The 18,807-nt window shown below is 75.5% G+C and carries 12 protein-coding genes; 2 read left to right on the top strand and 10 right to left on the bottom strand.

The genetic code is table 11. The annotated features are described in order from the left end of the window. Window position 1: 1 nt before the first annotated feature. The 3 genes from ACIP98_RS22005 to ACIP98_RS21995 are packed head-to-tail and all read right to left on the bottom strand — an operon-like array spanning window position 2 to window position 3,418. The gene (locus ACIP98_RS22005; RefSeq protein ID WP_319665897.1) at window positions 2-394 is read right to left on the bottom strand and encodes a DUF742 domain-containing protein; all 393 of its coding nucleotides are present in this window, start codon (window positions 392-394) and stop codon (window positions 2-4) included. A gap of 10 nt (window positions 395-404) precedes the next feature. Further along, window positions 405-821 carry a roadblock/LC7 domain-containing protein gene (locus tag ACIP98_RS22000; protein ID WP_319665898.1) on the bottom strand — a complete coding sequence of 139 codons (417 nt, stop codon included), beginning with the start codon at window positions 819-821 and terminating at the stop codon, window positions 405-407. Further along, window positions 818-3,418: a nitrate- and nitrite sensing domain-containing protein gene (locus ACIP98_RS21995; protein ID WP_401977545.1), complete on the bottom strand. Its 2,601-nt coding sequence runs from the start codon at window positions 3,416-3,418 to the stop codon at window positions 818-820. Before ACIP98_RS21995 ends, ACIP98_RS22000 begins: the two co-directional genes overlap by 4 nt. 297 nt (window positions 3,419-3,715) lie before the next feature. On the opposite strand from ACIP98_RS21995, the gene ACIP98_RS21990 reads away from it, so the two are divergent. Then, complete coding sequence (locus ACIP98_RS21990; RefSeq protein WP_319665900.1) at window positions 3,716-4,159, top strand: hypothetical protein; 444 nt, start codon at window positions 3,716-3,718, stop codon at window positions 4,157-4,159. 122 nt (window positions 4,160-4,281) lie between these two features. On the opposite strand, the gene ACIP98_RS21985 is transcribed toward ACIP98_RS21990, so the two are convergent. The 7 genes from ACIP98_RS21985 to ACIP98_RS21955 form a co-directional block, all read right to left on the bottom strand. Continuing rightward, entirely contained in the window at window positions 4,282-8,985 is a 4,704-nt protein-coding gene (locus ACIP98_RS21985) for a hypothetical protein (RefSeq protein ID WP_401977543.1), read from the bottom strand. Between the two features lie 110 nt (window positions 8,986-9,095). Next, the gene (locus tag ACIP98_RS21980) at window positions 9,096-9,977 is read right to left on the bottom strand and encodes a hypothetical protein (protein ID WP_319665882.1); all 882 of its coding nucleotides are present in this window, start codon (window positions 9,975-9,977) and stop codon (window positions 9,096-9,098) included. A 79-nt stretch (window positions 9,978-10,056) separates the two neighbouring features. Continuing rightward, entirely contained in the window at window positions 10,057-11,577 is a 1,521-nt protein-coding gene (locus tag ACIP98_RS21975; RefSeq protein ID WP_401977541.1) for a hypothetical protein, read from the bottom strand. A gap of 197 nt (window positions 11,578-11,774) precedes the next feature. Continuing rightward, entirely contained in the window at window positions 11,775-12,824 is a 1,050-nt protein-coding gene (locus tag ACIP98_RS21970) for an SGNH/GDSL hydrolase family protein (RefSeq protein WP_401977539.1), read from the bottom strand. Continuing rightward, window positions 12,821-13,972, bottom strand: a complete 1,152-nt coding sequence (locus tag ACIP98_RS21965) for a glycosyltransferase (protein ID WP_401977537.1) — start codon at window positions 13,970-13,972, stop codon at window positions 12,821-12,823. Before ACIP98_RS21965 ends, ACIP98_RS21970 begins: the two co-directional genes overlap by 4 nt. Further along, window positions 13,969-15,090: a glycosyltransferase family 1 protein gene (locus ACIP98_RS21960; RefSeq protein ID WP_319665878.1), complete on the bottom strand. Its 1,122-nt coding sequence runs from the start codon at window positions 15,088-15,090 to the stop codon at window positions 13,969-13,971. The genes ACIP98_RS21965 and ACIP98_RS21960 overlap by 4 nt, the downstream gene beginning before the upstream one ends. Window positions 15,091-15,425: 335 nt before the next feature. Beyond that, a complete protein-coding gene (locus ACIP98_RS21955; protein WP_319665877.1) occupies window positions 15,426-16,877 on the bottom strand; it encodes a HEAT repeat domain-containing protein in 1,452 nt (483 codons plus the stop codon). A gap of 345 nt (window positions 16,878-17,222) precedes the next feature. On the opposite strand from ACIP98_RS21955, the gene ACIP98_RS21950 reads away from it, so the two are divergent. Continuing rightward, window positions 17,223-18,713 carry a PP2C family protein-serine/threonine phosphatase gene (locus tag ACIP98_RS21950; RefSeq protein WP_401977535.1) on the top strand — a complete coding sequence of 497 codons (1,491 nt, stop codon included), beginning with the start codon at window positions 17,223-17,225 and terminating at the stop codon, window positions 18,711-18,713. The last annotated feature ends 94 nt before the right edge of the window (window positions 18,714-18,807 follow it).

Raw genomic sequence — 18,807 nt, 5'->3', positions numbered from 1 at the left:
GTCACAATGCGCGCAGGCCGTCGATGACCTCGCGCAGCAGCCCCTCGTCGGGCAGCTCGGCCGGCGGCACCGGACGGGTCACATGGACGAGCCCCGCTTCCAGTACGTCGCCGACGAGCACCCGGACGACACCGACCGGCAGATCGAGGTCGGCCGCGAGTTCCGCGACCGACATCGGCTGCTCCCGGCACCGTTCCACGATGTCGACGTGCTCGGGCGACAGCGTGCGGTCGGTGTCCTCCTCCGCGTCGCCGGAACGGGATTCGCTGATCACCAGGGCGATCAGGTCGAGCCGGCCCTCGGCGGCATGGCTGGTACGCCCACGCGTCATGGCGTAGGGACGCACCACGGGTCCGGCGTCGTCGTCGTACCAGCGGTCCGCTTCGGAACTCATGGCGCGCCCGTCACACCACCCGCGCGTCGTCGTCGCGCGGCGCGGTGGCCAGGTGCACGCCGACCCGCTTCACCAGCAGCGCCATCTCGTAGGCGACCTGGCCGACGTCGGAGTCGGCGTCGGCCAGGACCGCCAGGCAGCTCCCGTCCCCGGCCGCGGTGACGAAGAGGAAGGCCTCGTCGAGCTCCACGAGGGTCTGCCGGACCTGGCCGGCCTCGAAGTGCCGGCCGACGCCCTTGGCGAGGCTGTGGAAGCCGGAGGCTACGGCCGCGAGGTGCTCGGCGTCCTCGCGCGACAGCCCCTCGGACGCGCCCGTGGCCAGGCCGTCGCCGGACAGCACGAGGGCCTTGCGGATGCTGGCGACGCGGCCGACCAGCTCGTCGAGGAGCCAGCTCAGCTCGCGGGTCGGGCTCGATGGTGCGGTCATGGACCGTTCCCCTCCGTGGTGGTTCTGGTTGCGCTGTCTTCCCCCGGCTCGGCCGGGGGGACCCCCGTGCGGGCGGGACCGGGGGCGTCTGGTTCGTCGAGGTGGTCCGCCCGGCCGCGTTCCCAGCCGCGCTGGAGGGACGCCATGCGGTCGCGCACCTCCTCGGGGGTCCGCTCGCGGCCCCCGCCGTCACCGGGGGAGCCCGCGGCGGGCGTACGCGTCTCCGTGGTCCCGTCGGTGCGCAGTTGGGGGGCGAGGCTGGCCTGCCGCACCCGGCGCGGGAGTCCGCCGGAGGCGGACGCTTCGGAAGCCTCGCGCGCCTCGGACGCGGCGGGCGCCTCGGCGGCGGGGGTGCGGCGCTCCCCGGTGCCCGCGGCGACCGGCCGGCCGTTCTCGGCGACCAGCACCGGGGTGCGGCGGCGACGGGGCAGGGCGCCCGGCACGGCCGGTTCCGGCGCGGCCGGGGTCGCCGGCCGGAGCGTGGACGGCCGCGCGGCCTCGGGATCCGGGTCGTGCCTGCGGTGCTCGCGCAGCTCCTCGTCCGGCTCCGGGTTCAGGCCCCAGGTGCGGAAGCCGTGCTCGGTCGCCGCGGCCAGGCGGGCGGCGTCGAGGTCGTCGCGTCCGTCGAGGTCGCCGGGTTCGCCGTCCCCGGCACCGACGCCGGTACCGGCGTCGGCGCTCTCGGTCAGCAGCGCCGTGGGGACGAGCACGACCGCCGTCGTGCCGCCGTACGGCGACTGGCGCAGCGAGACGCGCACGCCCTGGCGCCTGGCCAGCCGGCTGACCACGAAGAGGCCGAGCCGGTCGGTGTCGGAGAGCTCGAACTCGGGGGTCTCGGCGAGCCGGAGATTGGCCTCCAGCATGGCGTCGGGGGTGAGCCCGAGGCCGCGGTCGTCGATCTCGAGGATGAAGCCGTTGGCGACGGCCTCGCCGTGCACCTGGACGTGGGTGTGCGGGGGCGAGAACACCGTGGCGTTCTCGATGAGTTCGGCGATCAGGTGGGTGAGGTCGGCGACGGCCTGGCCGGTGACGGCGAGCCGGGGCAGCCGGCGCACCTCGACCCGCTCGTAGTCCTCGACCTCGGCGACGGCCGCGCGCACCACGTCCATCAGCTGGACCGGCTTGCGCCACTGCCGCGACGGCACCGCGCCGGAGAGGATGACCAGGCCCTCGGCGTGCCGGCGCATGCGGGTGGTCATGTGGTCCAGGCGGAAGAGGTCCGCCAGTTCCTGGGTGTCCTCGGTGCGCCGCTCCATGGCGTCCAGCAGCGTCAGTTGACGGTGCAGCAGGACCTGGCTGCGGCGGGCCAGGTTGACGAAGACCTCGGAGACGCCGCGGCGCATCTCGGACTGGCGCACGGCGGCCTCGACGGCGGCCCGCTGAAGGGTGTTGACGGCCTTGCCGACCTGGCCGACCTCGTCGTCGGAGTAGTCCAGGCGCGGGGCCTCGGTCTCGACGTCCACCTCCTCGCCGGCGGCCAGGCGGCGCATGACGCGCGGCAGTCGTACACCGGAGACCTCCTGGGCCTCCTTGCGGAGCCGGGACAGGTCGCGGATGAGGCCCCGGCCGATGCGGATGGAGACGATGACGGAGGCGATCACCGCGACGAGGCCGAGCCCGCCGGCGATGGCGGCACTGGCCAGCAACCGCATGGCGATGGGTTCCGCGCTCTTCTTGTAGAGGTCGCCGGCCTCGGTGCCGGTGCGGTCCAGGTCGCCCAGCGCGGTGGTCGCCGTGCCCTGCCACGAGGCACGGTCCGCGGCCCGGGGCGCGCCCCCGGCGCCGGCGGCGATCACGGCGTCCTCGGCGGCGCGCAGGGCGCGTCCGGCCCGGCCGTCCCAGTAGGCCCGGTAGACGGCGCTCTCGGCCTCCGTCAGCAGGCCGAGGTTGTCGGCGAAGTAGGCGCGCTGCTGGGCCACGGCGAAGGTGAACGAGCGCATCTCCTGCGGGCTCATGCGGCCGGCCGTGATGGCGGCGGCCATGAGCGCGTCCTCCTGGCTCACCGCCTCGCGGGCCCGGGCGAGCTGGATCAGGGCCCGGCCCTGCTTGTCGATCGCCGCGTTGTTCAGCGGGTTGAGGGTGTCGAGGAAGTCGTAGCAGGGGCGGAACAGTGCGCTGTAGGCGGCGAAGGCCTCGTTGCGGCTCACGGTGCGCCTGACGACCTTGTCGCGCAGCGCGTCGACGGAACCGAACCCGCCGACGACCAGATCGAGACGGCGGCGCGCGTCCTCGGTGAGCGGGGCCCGGTTGCCGGGGGACGCCGCGTTGGAGCGCAGTCGGGCGAGCAGGTCGTCGGTCCGGCGTTCCCTGCTCAGCAGCGCGGCGCGGGCGTCGGACCGGCGAGGATCGGCCAAGTACACCAAAGACGCCCGGCGTTCCTGCTGGAGCGCCTGGACGGTGTCCTCGACGGGGTAGCGGAGTTCGTTGACCGTGCGCTCCACGCCGAACAGGCCCCACACCTGACGGCCCGTCAAGGTAGCGGCAAAAGCCCAGATGGCCGTGAGGGACACCAGCGGAATGAGCAGCAGTGCCACGATCTTCCGCCGGATCGTCGTACCGCGAAAGCGCATGGCCTCCCCAACGTCGGACCCGGTCACGGGACGTCCTGTTCCGGCAATAAACGGCGCGAGCCTACTACTGCAACCTGCCCCGTCCGAAAGCCCACCTTCCTCCCTTGTCCCGGGAAGACCCGATTCGTACGCATGAACGGTGGCCATCACTGGCCGAAATGCAGCGCACAGGGAACCACGGGCACCCGTTGTTCGTGATCCGGGCGGGAGGGGCACTCCGGAATGCGCGGGGGCATTCATCGGCGGAAACCGGGCAGCCACTCTGGAGTCGGACATCGGGGGTCCGGCACCGCACCACCCGGATCCCGCGAGGGAGCAGATGTCATGGACGACCTTGTCGAGGACGCATTGGATCGCGACATTCCGGCGCGGCGGAAGCGGCGCTCGCTGTGGGCCGAGGAGCCGGTCGGACGCCCGCGCATGCCCGACCCGGTCCGCAACTCGGCGGTGCGGGCCGTGCTCATCGTGTCCTTCAGCCTCATCGCGGCGGTGATCGCGACGCTGGGAGCGGCCGGGAACTCCTGGATCGCCGCGCCCGCGACGCTCGCCGCCATCGTCAGCACCGTGGTGGCGACGTGGGCCGTGCTGGACGTGTGGGTCACCCGCCAGGTGTGGAACCAGCGCAACGGCGTGATCTCCAGCCCCAGCAGCGCCGCCCGCGCGCTGCGCCGCGAACGGCGGCGGGAGCGGCGCCGGGCGCGTCGCGGGGCACGTGGTGCGGGCGGCCCCCGGAGCCTGTCCGGGCACGGCGCGCGAGCGGCCTCCTAGGCCCTGTAGGCCCTGCCGCCACGCCGGCTCCCCAGCCGCCCCTGGCAGGTGCCCCCGAACGACTCCCCCCGGGCCGCGGGCCGGGGGGAGTGCCGGAGCCCGGTGGAGTGCGGCGGGCCCGGTCAGCCGCCCTGGGCGGCGGGCTGCTCCGCCGGGCGGCGGAACATCCGGGTCGCGGTGATCTCGCCGTGCACCGGCTCGGACTCCGGGTCCTGCTGCGGCAGTCCGGGCCGCAAGTGCTCCTCGACGCTGATGTACTTCAGCCCCGCCCGCAGGTCGGCGTCATTGCGCAGTCGCACCACCAGCGGGAACTCGGCGAGGGCGGTCGTGTCGAACAGGCCCGTGGTGTAGATCAGCTGCACGCCCAGCGCGTCGGAGACGGCGCGCTGCAACTCCAGCAGGTACGTGGCGTTGGCGCGGCCGATGGGATTGTCCAGGAAGAGCGTGCCGGCGTGCCGGTGCCGGTCGCGGCCGCGGTCATTGCTCCGCAGCGCCGCCATGGTGCAGTAGAGCGCGATGGCGGCGGTGAGCAGCTGGCCGCCGGAGAAGACGTCGCCCATCTGCCCGACGGGCACGCGCTCGGCGCGCAGCACCGCGTCCGGCTTGAGGATCTCCACCGCCACGCCCTTGGGCTCCAGCGCCGCGGCCACCGCGCGCAGCAGCAGGGACATCCCGTCCCTCCGCAGATCGGAGTTCTTGCGGACGGCGGCGCGGGTGGCCTCGTCGATCACCGCGCCGAGCCGCTCGCCGAGTACGGCGTGGTCGGGGTCCTCGAAGCGGATGCGCAGGAACTCCTGCCCCGACCACTCCCCCAGCCCCTCGGGCAGCCGGGAGAGCCGCTGCGCCGAGCGCAGGGTCGCCAGCGAGGACTCCACCAGCCCGCGCAGCCGGTCCACGATGCTGTCGCGGTTGCGCTCCAACTGCTCCAGCTCGTCGGTGAGGACGCGCAGCCGCGGCTCGAACGCCAGGTGCCACGCCGCGGCGTGCTCCGGCAGCGCCGAGGCCGGCAGTTCCCTGATCTGCTGCCGGGCGGGGGTCCTGACCTGTTCGTAGCGGGCGGCGTTGGCGTGCCGGACGAGGACGTCGCCCGCCTCGCGCAGCTGCGACTCGGCGCCCGACAGGTCGGCGGCGCAGCCGCGCAGGCTGCGGCGGGCCTCGGCGGCGGCCGTCCTGGCCTCGTCCAGGGAGCCGGGGTGCGGTTCGGGCTCGTCCTCCTCCTCGTCGGCCTGGCGGTCGCCGTCCCGGAGCAGGTCACGCAGGAGCGCGGCGAGTTCGTCGAAGCCCCCCGCCGCGTCCTCGGCGCCGCGGTGCGCGCGGACGAGGTCGCCGTGGGCGGCGCGGGCCACGTCGAGTGCGTCGTTGCGGGCGGCGAGCTCGACGTTCGCGCCGCGCAGCAGTTCCTGGGCGTGCTCGGCGTCGCGGGGCACCAGTTCCTCGGGCAGCCCGGTGTGCGCCTGGCCGTCCGCGGGGGCGTGCCGCTCGGCCTCGCCGCGCAGCCGGCCCAGGTGTTCGATGGCGGTGGCGGCACGCGAGTCCAGGGTGGCCACGAGCTGTTCGGCACGCGCGGCGGCGGCCTGCCGGGACGGGCCGTCGGCGCCGTCCGGTCCCTCCAGCAACTGGGCCGCACGTGTACGGACCTTGTTGGTCAGGCGTTCCAGCTCGGTGAGGGCCGACTGCTCGCTGCTCTCGGCCCGTGCCTGCTCCGCGCGCAGGTCGGCGCCGACGCCGACCTTCTCGTACAGCTGTGAGGCCGCCCGGTACGCCTCGCGCAGCGCGGGCAGCGCGCCAGCGGGGCCCTCGCCGTCCCCCGCGGCGTCGGGGGCCGCCTCGTCGGGGGCGCCGGTGATCTCGGCCCGCTCGGCGCGCAGGACGCGGGCGGTCCGGCGGGCGTCGTCCGCGGCGCGCTGGGCGGCGCGGCGGTCCTCGTCCGCGGCACGGGCCAGCTGGAGGCAGGCCTCGGCGCGGGTCTCCGCCTCGGCCGCGTCCTCGGTCAGTTCGCGGGTCCTGCGCTGCCAGGTGGCGCGTTCGCGCAGCCGGAACGCGAGGCCGGCCAGGGCGTCGGCGGTTCGGCGGGCCTGCTGCGCAGCCTCCTGCCGCTCGTCGCGCAGCCGGGTCGCCTCGGCGGCGGCCTCGTCGGCCTCCACGCGCCGGCCGCGGGCCTCGGTGAGCTCGTCGCGGGCGGTGCGGGCGGTGTCCCGGGCGGTCTCGACCACTTCGGCGAGCTCGCCGAGCCGGCCCGGCGGGCAGCCGTCGCGCCACGACGAGAGCCGGGCGGCGAGTGTGCGGTCCTCGGCCAGCCGGGCGGCGAGGCCCCGGATGTCCTCCTCGCGGGCGCCGGCACGGGCGCGCAGCGCCTGGCGCTCGCCGTCGGCGGCCAGCTCGTCGTGCATGGCCGGGTTCGGCGGCACGAGGAAGACCTCCGGCTCCGGACCTGCCGGGGCCGGGGGCGCCAGCAGCGCCGAGGAGGTGCCGACCGCCACCGTGGACCGCGGCAGCAGCGCCGCCTGCGCGAGCACCTCGCGGGCCCGTGCGTGGGTGCCGGGGTCCGTGACGACGACGCCGTCCACCAGCTCCGGCCGGGCGGCCAGCACCGCGGCGTGGTCCGCGGGGTCGACGGCCTGCGCGAGGTACCGCCAGCCCGGGAGCGCGGGGATGCCGTGCTCGCCCAGGTACTCCACGGTGGCCAGCACGTCCGGGCTGGGCGGCAGGAGACCGCCGTCGCCGAGGGCGGCCAGGATGCGCGCGTCGTCGGCGGCGGCGGTGCGCAGGTCGAACAGCTGGCGTTCGGCGGACGCGACGGCGCCCTCCAGCATCTCCCGCAACGGCTCGGCGAAGCCGTCGAGTTCGGCGGCGCTCAGCGGGCCGTCAGCGAGGGCGCGGGGAGCGGTGTCCTGCGGGGCGGCACGGCGTGCGCCCGTGGCCTGCGGGGGAATGGCCACGCCCGGTTCAGCGGCGGCACGGCCGGCGTCCGGGGCCGCGGCCGGCGGCAGGCTGAGCAGTTCCGCGAGCCGCGGCTCCGCGGCCAGGGCGTCGGCGACCCGGGTCTCGGCGGCGTGCGCCGTCTCGGCCGCCGCGAGGGCGTCCGCGGCCCGGGCCGCGGCGAGTTCGGCACGGGACTCCGCCGCGGCGGCCACACGGGCGAGGTCGCCGGTGCGGCGGGCGGCCTCACCGGCCGTCCCGGCGGCCGCCGCGGCGGCCTTCTCGGCGTCCGATGCCTCGAGGGCCGCGCGGGCCGGATCGGCGTCCGGGGCGGAGTCGTCGAGCCACCCGGCGCGCACGGCCTCGGCGGTCTCCTGCTCGACCTCGGCGAGGCGCTGCGCCAGGTGGCCGGACTCGCTGCGGGCGCGCTGGGCCGCGGTGGCCGCGTCGGTGGCGTCGCGGTGCGCGGCCTCGGACCTCGCCTGGAGCTCCGCGGACCGCTCCTCCTCCGCGTCCGCGCGCTCGTCGGCGGTGTCGGCGGCGGCGTGCAGGGCGCGTACGAGGTCCCCCGCTGCCCGGGTGCGGGCGGCGAGCGCGGGCGCGGCGTCGCGTTCCGCCTCGCGAATGGCGGCGGTGACCCGCGCGAGCCGGTCGGCGGCGGCGCGGTGCCGCAGGACGATCTCGGCGGCCTGCCAGGCGGACTGGAGCGTACGGGCGTCGTTGAGCTCACGGCGCAGTGCCGCGGCGCTCTTCTCGCCCACGGCCAGCGCCAGCGAGGCGTGCCGGTAGGCGAGTTCGGCGGCGATCAGGGAGCCGCGGCCCCGGGCGGCGTCGGCGTCGGTCACGGCGTGCGCGGCCCGGGCCATGTCCTGGGCGAGGTCGGCGGCCCGGGCGCGCTCCTCGTGGGCGCGGGCCGACAGCCGCCGGGCGAGGCCCCGGGTACGGCGCTCGGACTGGGCGTGCACGGTGCGGGCCCGGTCGCGGGCGGCGGTGGCGTCCACGATGCGGCCGAGCAGTTCCAGGGAGCCCGCGGTGAAGTCGCGTTCTGCGGTGAGTTCGGCGCGGCGGCCCAGCTTCCCGGCGAAGCCGTGCACGAGGTCGGCGAGCCCGTCGGTGTCCCGGGTGTCGGTGACCGCCCGCAGCAGCAGATCGGTGAAGTCGGAGTCCTTCTTGACCGCGAAGAGACCGGCCGCCTCGCCCTCGTCGGCGTTCATCTCCCGCTGGTAGCGGAAGAGTTCGGGGTCGAGGCCGAGCAGCCCCAGATGCTCGTTCCAGCGGTCGTGGATCTCCTCCCACACCACGTCCAGGTGCGGGTAGAAGCGGCCCGCGTCGGTGAGGGCGTCACGGAAGCCCTTCATCGTGCGGCGGCGGCCGCGCGCGCCCGAGGTGCCCTCGGCGGACGGCCGCACGGCGGTGGACTCGGCGACGGGAAGGGAGTCCAGGCTGAGCCCGGGGCCGGGGCGGAAGGAGTACCAGGCCTCGGCGAACCGGCGCGGGTCGGAGGAGACCTGGCGCCCCCGCCACTCGCTGACCTTGCCGACCACGACCAGTTCGCCGGTGACGGTGTGCTGCCACTCCAGCGCGACGTGCCCGCAGTCGTCCGCGAGCAGGAACTTGCGCAGCACGCCGGAGCTCGCGCCGCCGAGGGTGTTGCGGTGGCCGGGCAGCATGACCGAGAAGATCAGCTTCAGCAGGACGGACTTGCCGCCGCCGTTCTCCAGGAAGAGCACGCCCGCGGGCGCCGGGCGGCGCGGCGGCCCGGCCGGCTCCTCCTCGAAGAACTCCGCCTGGGCGGGGGCCGGCTGCGGCACGGGCTCGCCCACTCCGCGCAGGTCCAGCACGGTGTCGGCATAGCGTGCGCCGGCCGGCCCGATGGAGTAGAGGCGGACCCGGGACAGCTCGTACATGGCGGACTCTCGTGGTGGTGGTCAGGGATCGGTGGACAGGAACGGACGCGGGGACGGACGGCATCGGGGTCGGGGCGGCCTCCCGGGCGGACCGGGGAAGCGGGCCGGGCTCAGGAGTGGAAGGGCAGGCCCGCACCGGCGACGAGGTCCAGGTCCTCGCCGTCCTCGGGCGGCAGCAGCGCGGCGGAGTCGTCGGCCACCGGGACGATGCCCAGGTCCAGCAGCTCTGCCATGGCGGCGCTGCCGGCCATGTCGCGGACCTGCAACTGATAGCGGGCGGTGGTACGGAACGTGCCGCCGGACTCGTCGCCCGTGCGCTGCAGGAAGCCGGAGTCGACGAGGAACGCCACCGCCTTGCCGACGATGCCGGTGGTGGAACCGGCCAGCCGGCGGGCGTCCTTGGTGGCACCGGTCGAACTGCGGCGCACGTACACGCGCCAGGCGGCCTCCAGCCCGGGGGCGTCGCTGGCCGGATCGGTGTTCTCGCCCTGCTCCTCGGCGCGTTCCTCCAGCCGGCGGCAGGCCTGGCGCAGGAACCCGTCGATGCCGTTGACCGTGACCCGGCCGATGTAGCCGTCGTCGGCCAGGTCCTCCGGGCGCGGGAACGCCATGGCGGCGGTGGCCAGATGGGCCAGGCCGTGCAGGAAGCGGTCGCCCGCGTCGGAGGCGGCGCGGCGTGAGTAGTCGCCTATGCGGACGGCGAAGACCGAGTCCTCCCCGGCGGCCATCGCCATGCCCGCGCGCGGCGAGACCTCCAGGACCACGAGGCCGAGCCCGGTCGCGACGGCGTCGGCGAGCCGGGCGAAGGGGGGGTCCTCGCGGTAGCGGCGGATCAGCTCGGCGTACTCGGCGTCGCGGGCGGGCAGCAGCTTCGGCTGGAGCCCGAAGGCCACCAGACGGGCGGCGTCCGCGGCGTCGGCGGGGGTGACGCCCGCCGTGCCGGCGGAGGGTGCGGGCTGCGGCGCGCTCTCGCCTTCGCGGTGGTCGTTCACGGGGTGGTCTCCTGGGGACGGACGGTGGTGCGGTGTGCGGTCGGGCGGGCGCCGGTGCGGCGCACGGTGGAGGCGTTCGTCACGCCACCTCCGAGCGTTCCGCCGCCATCCCGGCCGCGTCCAGCCGGGCGGTGCCCACGATGAGGTCGGCACCGCCGAACTCGGGGTCCTCCAGCGCGGTGCCGTCGTCGACGGCGAACAGCAGGCGTCCCTCGCCCTGCCGGTAGGCCGTGCCGACCGGCGGGCTGGCGGCGTGCACGGCCAGCAGGGCGACCAGGTAGGGCAGTTCGGGGTCGCGGCGGCGGGCCTCGGCCAGCAGGCCGGACAGCCGCCGCGGGGCGTCGTGCGGCAGGTCGAGCAGATCCAGCGCGGACTCCAGCTGCTCCTCGCTGAAGCGGCTGTCGTCCGGGGTGGCGATGAGGTCCGGCTCGGGCATCTCGGCGCCCAGGTGCTCGCGTTCCAGCGGCGGGGTGAGGAGCGCGTCCACGAGGTCGGTGACGCGCACGGACGCGGCCGTGCGGAAGCCCGTGCCCCGGGCGAACCAGGCGTCCGTGACGCGCAGCGCCCGTTCCACGGGGAGCGGGAGGACGGGGGCGACCAGTTGCCCGTACAGGTCGAGCACGCCGACGAGGGCACTGCCGCGCGGGGCGGCGAAGGCCTGGCGGTCCTGCTCGGCGCGGAAGATGGGGCCGGCCTCCAGCAGCCGGGACTGGAGCTGGGTGTGGCGGCGGATGCAGTCCTTGACGATGTCGACGAGTTCGGCGGCGCGGCGCTTGTTCTCCGGGTCCTCGGCCTCGTCGCGGGCCTTGCGGATGTTGGTGAGGATCGCGTTCTCGTGCCGGTAGCGGTCGGCGACGTGGCCGAGCGCCTCGTCGATCATGTCGGGCACGGTGCGCAGCCAGTCGACGGCGCGGACGTTGCGGCGGGTGGCGTCCAGGGCGCGGCGCAGCGACTCGGCGTACTGGACGGTGCGGTAGCGGGCCTGCTCGGCGGCGAGCTGGGCGTCGGCCAGGCGGCCGCGGTTGACCAGCACCTCCAGCTTGACCTCGGCGGCGATCTGCGCGCTGGTGACGTCGGTGTCGAGGGCGCCGACAAGGACGTTGACCGCCTCGTCGGTGGTCCGCAGGTAGACCGTTCCGTCGCGGCCGGGGACCTCCTCGACGAGCTTGAAGTCGTAATCCCTGCGGACATACGCCCCGTCCGGCCCGAAAGTGCCGTAAACGGCGCGGAAACCGCGGTCGACGCTGCCGACGTTGATCAGGTTCTCCAGCACCCAGCGGGCCACCCGCTCGTGCTCGGCGACGGAACGGCCCGGTGCCTGGGCGGCGACGCGGGGCATCAGCCGGGAGATTATCTGGTCGTGGTCGGCCCCGGTGTCGAAGTCCATGTTGAGCGTGACCAGGTCGATGGCGGCCAGGGCGACCTCGGCCATCGCGTACACCGAGTACTCGCCCGCGAGGTTGGCCTTGCGCACGTCGAGATCGTGCAGCGGCGCGGTGCAGGCCAGGGCCTTGAGCCGACGGGCCAGGCCCTCATCGGCGGCGGGTCCCGACGCGGGCCGGACACCGCCGCTGAACTGGTGCGGAACGGTGGTGGTCACGACGACAGACTAGGCCGTCCCACCGACATCGGCCGAAACGACGCGGACGGGCCGGTCTGTCCCCCTGCCGTGCTCCGCTGCCCCCGGCTCTCCTCCCCCGCCTCCTGTGCCCCTCCAGGACCCTCGCGAGGCCTTCCGGCCCCGAGCGCGTTCACCGCCGGACCGCCGGATCCGCCCGACGGGGGACGCGGTCCGTGTCACGTCGTCGGCGCCGGGCCGGAAAGGCGTGCGAGCGCCAGCTCGGTGGCGTGCCGGGACCGCAGTTCCAGCAGGCCGTCGGTGCCCGCGAGGCGGTGCCGGGCCTCCTGGCCGGCCAGCCGCATCAGGTCGGGCAGCAGGTCGGTGCAGCGGGCGACGACCCAGCGTGTGCCCTTCGTCGCCATCCACAGCACGCTCGCCGCGGCGCCGGGCCCGGGACCCCCGGGGACCGTTGACGGCGGCTCGCCGACCGGCAGTCCCTCCGCCACCAGCAGGTTGTGGAACTCCCGGGCCAGCAGGCGGTGTCCCAGCTCGCTGGGGTGCAGCCGGTCCGCGCTCCACGACGTGCGGTCGGCGACCCAGGAGTGGCGGGCGGCGTGCAGGTGCACCGCCCCGTACCGCTCCGACAGGGCGTGCACGACCGCGTTCAGCTCGGCCATGCGCCGTCCCAGCGGGCGGGCCAGCGGCCACGGCAGCCCCAGCATGCGTCCGGGGTCGGGCAGGCAGGCGGTGAGCACCACGGCACCGTGGGCGCGGAGTTGACCCACGACCGCGTCGAGCCGCCGGGCGACGGTGACGATGTCGAAGGAGCCGCGGAGGGTGTCGTTCGCGCCGACCACCACGGACGCGATGTGCGGGCGGTGGCTGAGCGCCTCCTTCAGCTGCTCCTCCGCGACGTCCTTGGTGAGCGCGCCGCTGCGGGAGCAGTTGATCATCCGGACGTCCGACGGCTCCGCCGCGAGACCGGAGGCCAGCAGCGCGGCCCAGCCGCGCCATCCGCCGGGGACGGGGTCGCCGAGTCCGGCGGTGAGGGAGTCGCCCAGCGCGGCGAAGCGCACCTCGCGCGCGCCGAGCTTCGACACCAGGGACGGCACGCACGTCCGGGCCGGCTGCGCGGGGGCCGCGGCGGGGACGACGGGCGTGACCGGCACGGCGACCGGCGTGACCGGGGCGGCCGCGACGACCGGCGCGGTGGTCACGGAGGCCACCGGGGCAGCGGGTCCGGGTGTCTCCGCGGCGACGGGTGTGTCGGTGCCCGCCGTGGTCATGTCGCGGCCTCCGGGCTGTACACGGGGGCGGCGTCGTGGGCGGCGAGGAAGGCGTTGACCGCGGTGGGCCAGCCGTACCGCTCGGCCTGGGCGCGGGCGACGGCGCGCCGGACGTGCTCGGGCCGGGACAGCAGGTGCCTGACCGCGTCGGCGAAGGCGGGGCCGTCGTCCGTGGCGGCTGCACCGGCCGGGCCGAGGATGTCGGGCAGGGCGGACAGGGCGCTGGCCACGACCGGGGTGCCGCAGGCCAGGGCCTCCAGGGCGGACAGCCCGAAGGTCTCCACCGGACCGGGCGCCAGGACCACGTCGGCGGTGGCCTGGAGGGCGGAGAGCGAGTGGCGGCCCGAGACGTGGCCCAGGAAGGACACCGGCAGCCGGGCCTCGCGGGCGCGCGCCTCCAGCCGCTCGCGCATCGGGCCCTCGCCGGCGACGACGAGCACCGCGTCCACACCCTGGCTGCGCAGGTACGCCAGTGCCTCCAGAGCGCGGCCGGGACGCTTCTCCGGCGACAGCCGCGAGCACATCACCATCAGGATCTCCGCGCCGCCCGCGTACCGGGCCCGCAACTCCGGGTCGTGGTGCGAGGGGTGGCAGTTCTCCAGGTCGACGCCGAGCGGTGCGCGCACGACGTTGCGGGCGCCGATCCGCTCGAACTCGGCGGCGGCCCAGCCCGTCGTGCACACGATGCGCGAGTAGTGGTGCGCGCTGCGCCGGTTGATGCGGTCGGCGGCGTTCTGTGCCATGGCGCTGGGCATGCCCCAGGTGCGCAGAACACCGTCGACGCTCTCGTGGCTCACCATGACGGCGCGCACCCGCCGGCGGCGGGCCCACTCGCCGGTCCAGCGCAGCGTCGTGCGGTCGGAGACCTCCAGGCGGTCCGGGCGCAGCGAGTCCAGGAGCCGCTCCAGCCGCGGGCGTCCGGTCAGCACGCGGTAGCCGCCGGTGCCGGCGACCAGCGGACCGGGCAGGGTGATGACGCGGCCCTGGGAGGTCATCTCGTCGGAGGCGCCGGCCCCGGGGACGATCAGGACGGATTCGTGGCCGGCCGCGACGTAGCCCTCGCCGAGGTGGCGCAGCGCGGTGCGCAGGCCGCCGGAGGTGGGGGTGACGAAGTTGGCGAGCCGGACGATGCGCAGGGGGCGGTTCACGCGGCCACCGCCGTACGCTCGTTGAGCACCTGCGCGTAGTGGCCGAGGAGCAGGTCGCCGACGGCGTCCCAGGTGCGCGCGGCGACGTCGGCGCGGCCGGCGGCACCGAACTGGTCGCGCACCGCGGGCGCGGAGGCGAGCGTCCGTACGGCCTCGGTGACCGCGTCCATGTCGCCGGGGGGCACCAGCAGGCCGGTGCGGCCGTGCGTCACCAGGTCGAGCGGACCGCCCACGGCGGGTGCGACCACCGGCAGGCCGCTGGCCATGGCCTCCTGCACCGTCTGGCAGAACGTCTCGAACGGGCCGGTGTGGGCGAAGACGTCCAGCGAGGCGTAGATCCGCGCCAGGTCGTGCCCGGTGCGCCGGCCGAGGAAGACCGCGCCGGGCAGTGCCTCGCGCAGGCTCGGAGCGCTCGGCCCGTCACCGACGACGACCACCTTCACGCCGGGCAGCTTGCAGGCACCGGCCAGCAGCTCCACGTGCTTCTCCTGGGCGAGCCGGCCGATGTAGCCGACCAGCACCTCGCCGTCGGGGGCGAGTTCACGGCGCAGCGCCTCGTCGCGGTGCGAGGGGTCGAAGCGCGAGGAGTCCACGCCGCGCGGCCACAGGTGGACCCGCGGCACGCCGTGCGCCTCCAGGTCGTTCAGCGACGCGCTCGACGGGGCGAGCGTGCGGTCCGCGGCGGAGTGCACGGCGCGGATGCGGCGCCACGCGGTGTTCTCGCCGAGGCTGAGGTACGTACGGGCGTAGCCCGCCAGGTCCGTCTGGTAGACGGCCACCGCCGGGATGTGCTGCCGGGTGGCGGCGGCCATGCCGCGCACCCCCAGGATGAACGGGCTGGCCAGGTGGACCAGTTCCGCGCGGTGCGCGGCGATCGCCGCGGCGGTCCTGCGGCTCGGCAGCGCCACCCGGACCTGCGGGTAGCCGGGCAGCGGCAGCGACGGCACGCGGACGACCGGGCAGGGGTCGTCTCCGCGTGGTACGTCGTGCGGTCCTGCTGGCGCGATCACCAGCGGTTCATGGCCCTTGCGGACCAGATGCTCGGCCGTGCGCAGGGCGCAGTGGGCCACTCCGTTGACGTCGGGAGGGAAGGACTCGGTGACGATGGCTACTCGCATACGGACGTTGTCGGCTCTCCGGGCGTGTTCCCGGCCACGTGGATCTTTCACCTGGGGGAACGGGCCATGAGCGTTGGCCCCGCACTGCGCCTTCCGCCCGAAGCGCCGGTCCTGCGCGAACCGGGCCCAAATGATCGACAGCCCCGGAAGACGCCGTCGTGCGACGGTCGAGTGGCGCTGCGAGTGCCGACCGTGGAAAGAGAACGCCGCCGGTCGCCGCCGAGTTCCCACGTCCCGCAAAGGTGTCCGAAAACCGGTACGGGGCACCCCTGTTGCCCCGGCGGCGGGGGACGGACGCCGGTGCACCACCGGGGGGCCGTCCCCCCGGGACGCGGTCAGCGGGCGGGTTCGCCTGAGCTGAGACGGCCGCGGACGGCGGTCTGGACCTCGGCCTCCTCCGCCGGGTCGGCGGCGAGCCGGCGGAGCTGGGCGAGCACGCGGACGTCGGCGGTGGTGGCCGCCCCGGCGGCGAGCTCGCGGGTGGTCTCCTCGCAGTCCCACAGGCACTCGACGGCGAGGCCGGCCCCGAAGGACGGGTCGGTGCACGCCAGGGCGTGCGCGGCGACGCCGCGCAACTGGGACGAGGAGGTCTCGCGGTAGATGTGGCGCAGGACCGGGGCGGCGCAGTCGATCCTGAGGCGGCCGGTGCCCTCGACGAGCTCGGCCAGTCCGTCGGCGTCGGCCCCCTCGTGCTGGACGAGGCGGCGCAGGGCCCCCAGGACCCGGTCGGCGTCCTGGGCGCCGCCGCGGCAGGCGAGCATGCGGGCGGCGGCCGCGCCGAGGGCGTCCTCACGGGCGGACCAGGCGCGGGCACGGGCCACCGCGGCAACGCTGCGCATGCGGGCGAACGATTCGAGCGCGGCGCGGGCGACGATATCGGAGGGACCGGCGGCGGCCGCCTCCACGAGGTCGAGGGCGGCGCGGTCCTGGCGGTCGGCGAGGTGCCGCAGGGCGGCGGCGCGGGCCGCGTCCGGACCGCCGCGGGCGGCGGCGAGGAGCTCGTCGCGGTCCTCGGGTCCGGCGACGGCGGCCAGGCAGCGGGCGGCGGGCGCGTCGCGGTGCTGCGGCGGATCGGCGGCCAGGCCCTCCTCGGCCCAGTCGAGCACGGCGCGGACGCTCCACCCCGGAGTCGGGCCGGCCGGCCGCATCTGGCGCTGCCATCGGTCGAAGGCGGTCTGCTCCGAGGCTTTGCGCACGCGGTCCGAGACGGCGGGGTCCGGGTCCTCGGCCCACAGCCGCCAGGGCCGTGGCTCGTACGCCTCGCGCAGCGCGGCGGCGAGCCGCGCGTCCCCCTCGGGGGTGTGCGGGAAGCGGGCGAGGACGGCGGGGCCGAGCGCGCGCAGCGACTCGTCGTCGTCGCGCACCGCGAGCTCGTCCAGCGCCCATTCCCAGTTGCCGCCCTCGGCGGCGTAGCGGCGGAGCAGCAGCACGGCGTCACGACGGCCGTAGCCGGCGAGGTGGCCGAGCACGGACAGGGCGAGGCCGCAGCGGTGCTCGTCGGGGCCGGCCGTGCCGTCGGGACCGCCGAAGCCGCCGAGGTCGTCCGGGGAGAAGAGGTGCTGTTCGATGCCGTCGAGCGGGCCCTCGAGCTCGGAGTACAAGCGCGCGTAATAAAGGGAGCGTGACTCCACGCGCCAGTCGTGGCGTGGGTCGCGCAGGACGCACTGCTCCAGCGCGGCGAGCGCGTCGGCTCGCCGCGCCGCGAGGGCATGCAGGGTCCCGTCTCCGCGTCCTCGCTGGAGGAGGCCGAGAAGGGTACCGCTGGGCGCTATGTCGGGGTCGAACATGAGGTCAGCATCCGGTGCGGGGGGTAGGTTGGCAACGGGATTTTCCGTTGCCGACTGCGAGGTATCTTCGCAGATCGTCCCGGGTTCAAACCCGGTGACCAGGGCCAGGACGGCCCGCGGGGGCCCCGCGGGCGACCGCCCGAAGCTTACCCGGACCGGGCCATTCCGCGGAGGGTGAACACGTCGCGGGCCGCAAGGCTCCCGGCATATGCCGGAAGCACCACCGGATCGGGTATCGCCGAAACCCTTACAGGCCCTCACGCCTTGTGCAACAGTCGTGACTGGCCCATCCGTACGGCCCCAGATCGGCCGGCGTCCGCATCGGAGACATGTTCGGAGAGCGTCATGCCGCCCCATTTGCATGAGGATCGTGCCACCGCGCAACCGGAACCCGGTGCTGTGGACGCGCTCATCTCCCAGGCACGTCAGTTGCGCGGCAGGGTCGACGCGGTGCGCCGCGACGCGGCCGACGACACGGAGGACCCGCGGCAGCGCTGGCAGCGCGCGCTGTGCGACCTGGCCGTCCACCAGCTGGACGACCTCGGCGAGCACCTCGGCCAGCTCCGCGAGGGGCTGCCCGGCTCGGACGCCGCGGCCGACGCGGATCCGGCGCGCGGCCGTGACACCGCGACCTACCCGCCGCCCGAGACCTTCCTCTCCGTCCCCGCTCCCGGGCGCGCCGCCGTGCAGGCCCTGGGGCGCGCCGGCAGCGCGGAGTGGGATCTGGTCACGGACGGTGTCGAGTGGTCCGACGAGCTGTACCGCATCTTCGGGCGCCAACGGCACGACGGACCGCTGACCCTGGACGAGCTGCCCACCTTCCTCTTCGCCGAGGACCAGCCGGTCCTCAGCACGGCCGTCACCGGCTGCCTGGTGGACGCCCGGCCGATCGACTGCGAGTTCCGCATCGTCCGCCCGGACGGCGCGGTGCGCACGGTGCACATGGTGGGCGAGCCGGTGCTCGACGCCGCCGGCGCCACCGCCTCGATGTGGGCGGTGCTCCGCGACGTCAGCGAACTGCGCCGCAGCCAGCGAACGCTGCGGGAGACCCGTGACTCGCTGCAGCGCGAGCGGCAGATCGCGCAGACCGAGCACCGGCTTGCGGTCGAGCTGCAGGAAGCCGTGCTGCCGCCGTGGCGTGGCTCCCTGCGGTTCCCGCAGGACGGCGGGCCGCCCGCGGTCGACCTGGCCGCGCACTACCTGCCGTCCGCGACCAGCGCCCTCATCGGCGGCGACTGGTACGACGCGCTGCAACTGCCGGACGGCTCGGCGCTGCTGACCGTCGGCGACCTCACCGGGCACGGGGTGTCCGCGACGTCCGGCATGGCGATGCTGCTCGGCGCGCTGCGCGGCATGGCCGTGGCCGGTCTGGAGCCCGGCCCGCTGATGGGCTGGCTCAACCAGATGCTGGACAGCTCGGCCCAGCCCGCCCTGGGCAGCGCGCTGTGCTGCCGGTACCACCCCGCCGATCGCCGCCTGGTCTGGTCGCAGGCCGGCCACCCCGCCCCGTTGCTCTTCCGCGACGGGACGGGGCGGCAGTTGGAGGCGCCGGAGGGGGTGCTCCTCGGCGCCACCGCCGGCGCCCAGTACGGCCAGGCGGCTCTGGACGTGATGCCCGGCGATCTGCTGGTGCTGCACACCGACGGGCTGACGCCGCGCCGCCCGGGTCGCGGGTCGGCGGCGGACGCCTCCGTCGGAGTACGTCACTTGCTGGAGCTCGGCCCGAGGTTCGCCCAGGCCCGCACTCCTCAGGAGTGTGTGCGGATCGTGGTGGAGGAACTCGGCGCCCCCGAGCGCGAGGACGACGCCTGCGTGCTCATCGCCAAGTTCCACTGACCCAGTGACTCGAATGATCGACGTGGGCGCCCGGTAGGGGCGTTCACGCCGCTGCCCCCTGTGCACGCGGCCCGGTCCGAAGGTCCGAAGGTCC

This window comes from Streptomyces sp. NPDC088354 (assembly GCF_044753585.1).
GTDB lineage: Bacteria > Actinomycetota > Actinomycetes > Streptomycetales > Streptomycetaceae > Actinacidiphila.
This window is presented reverse-complemented; position numbering and strand designations above follow the sequence as displayed.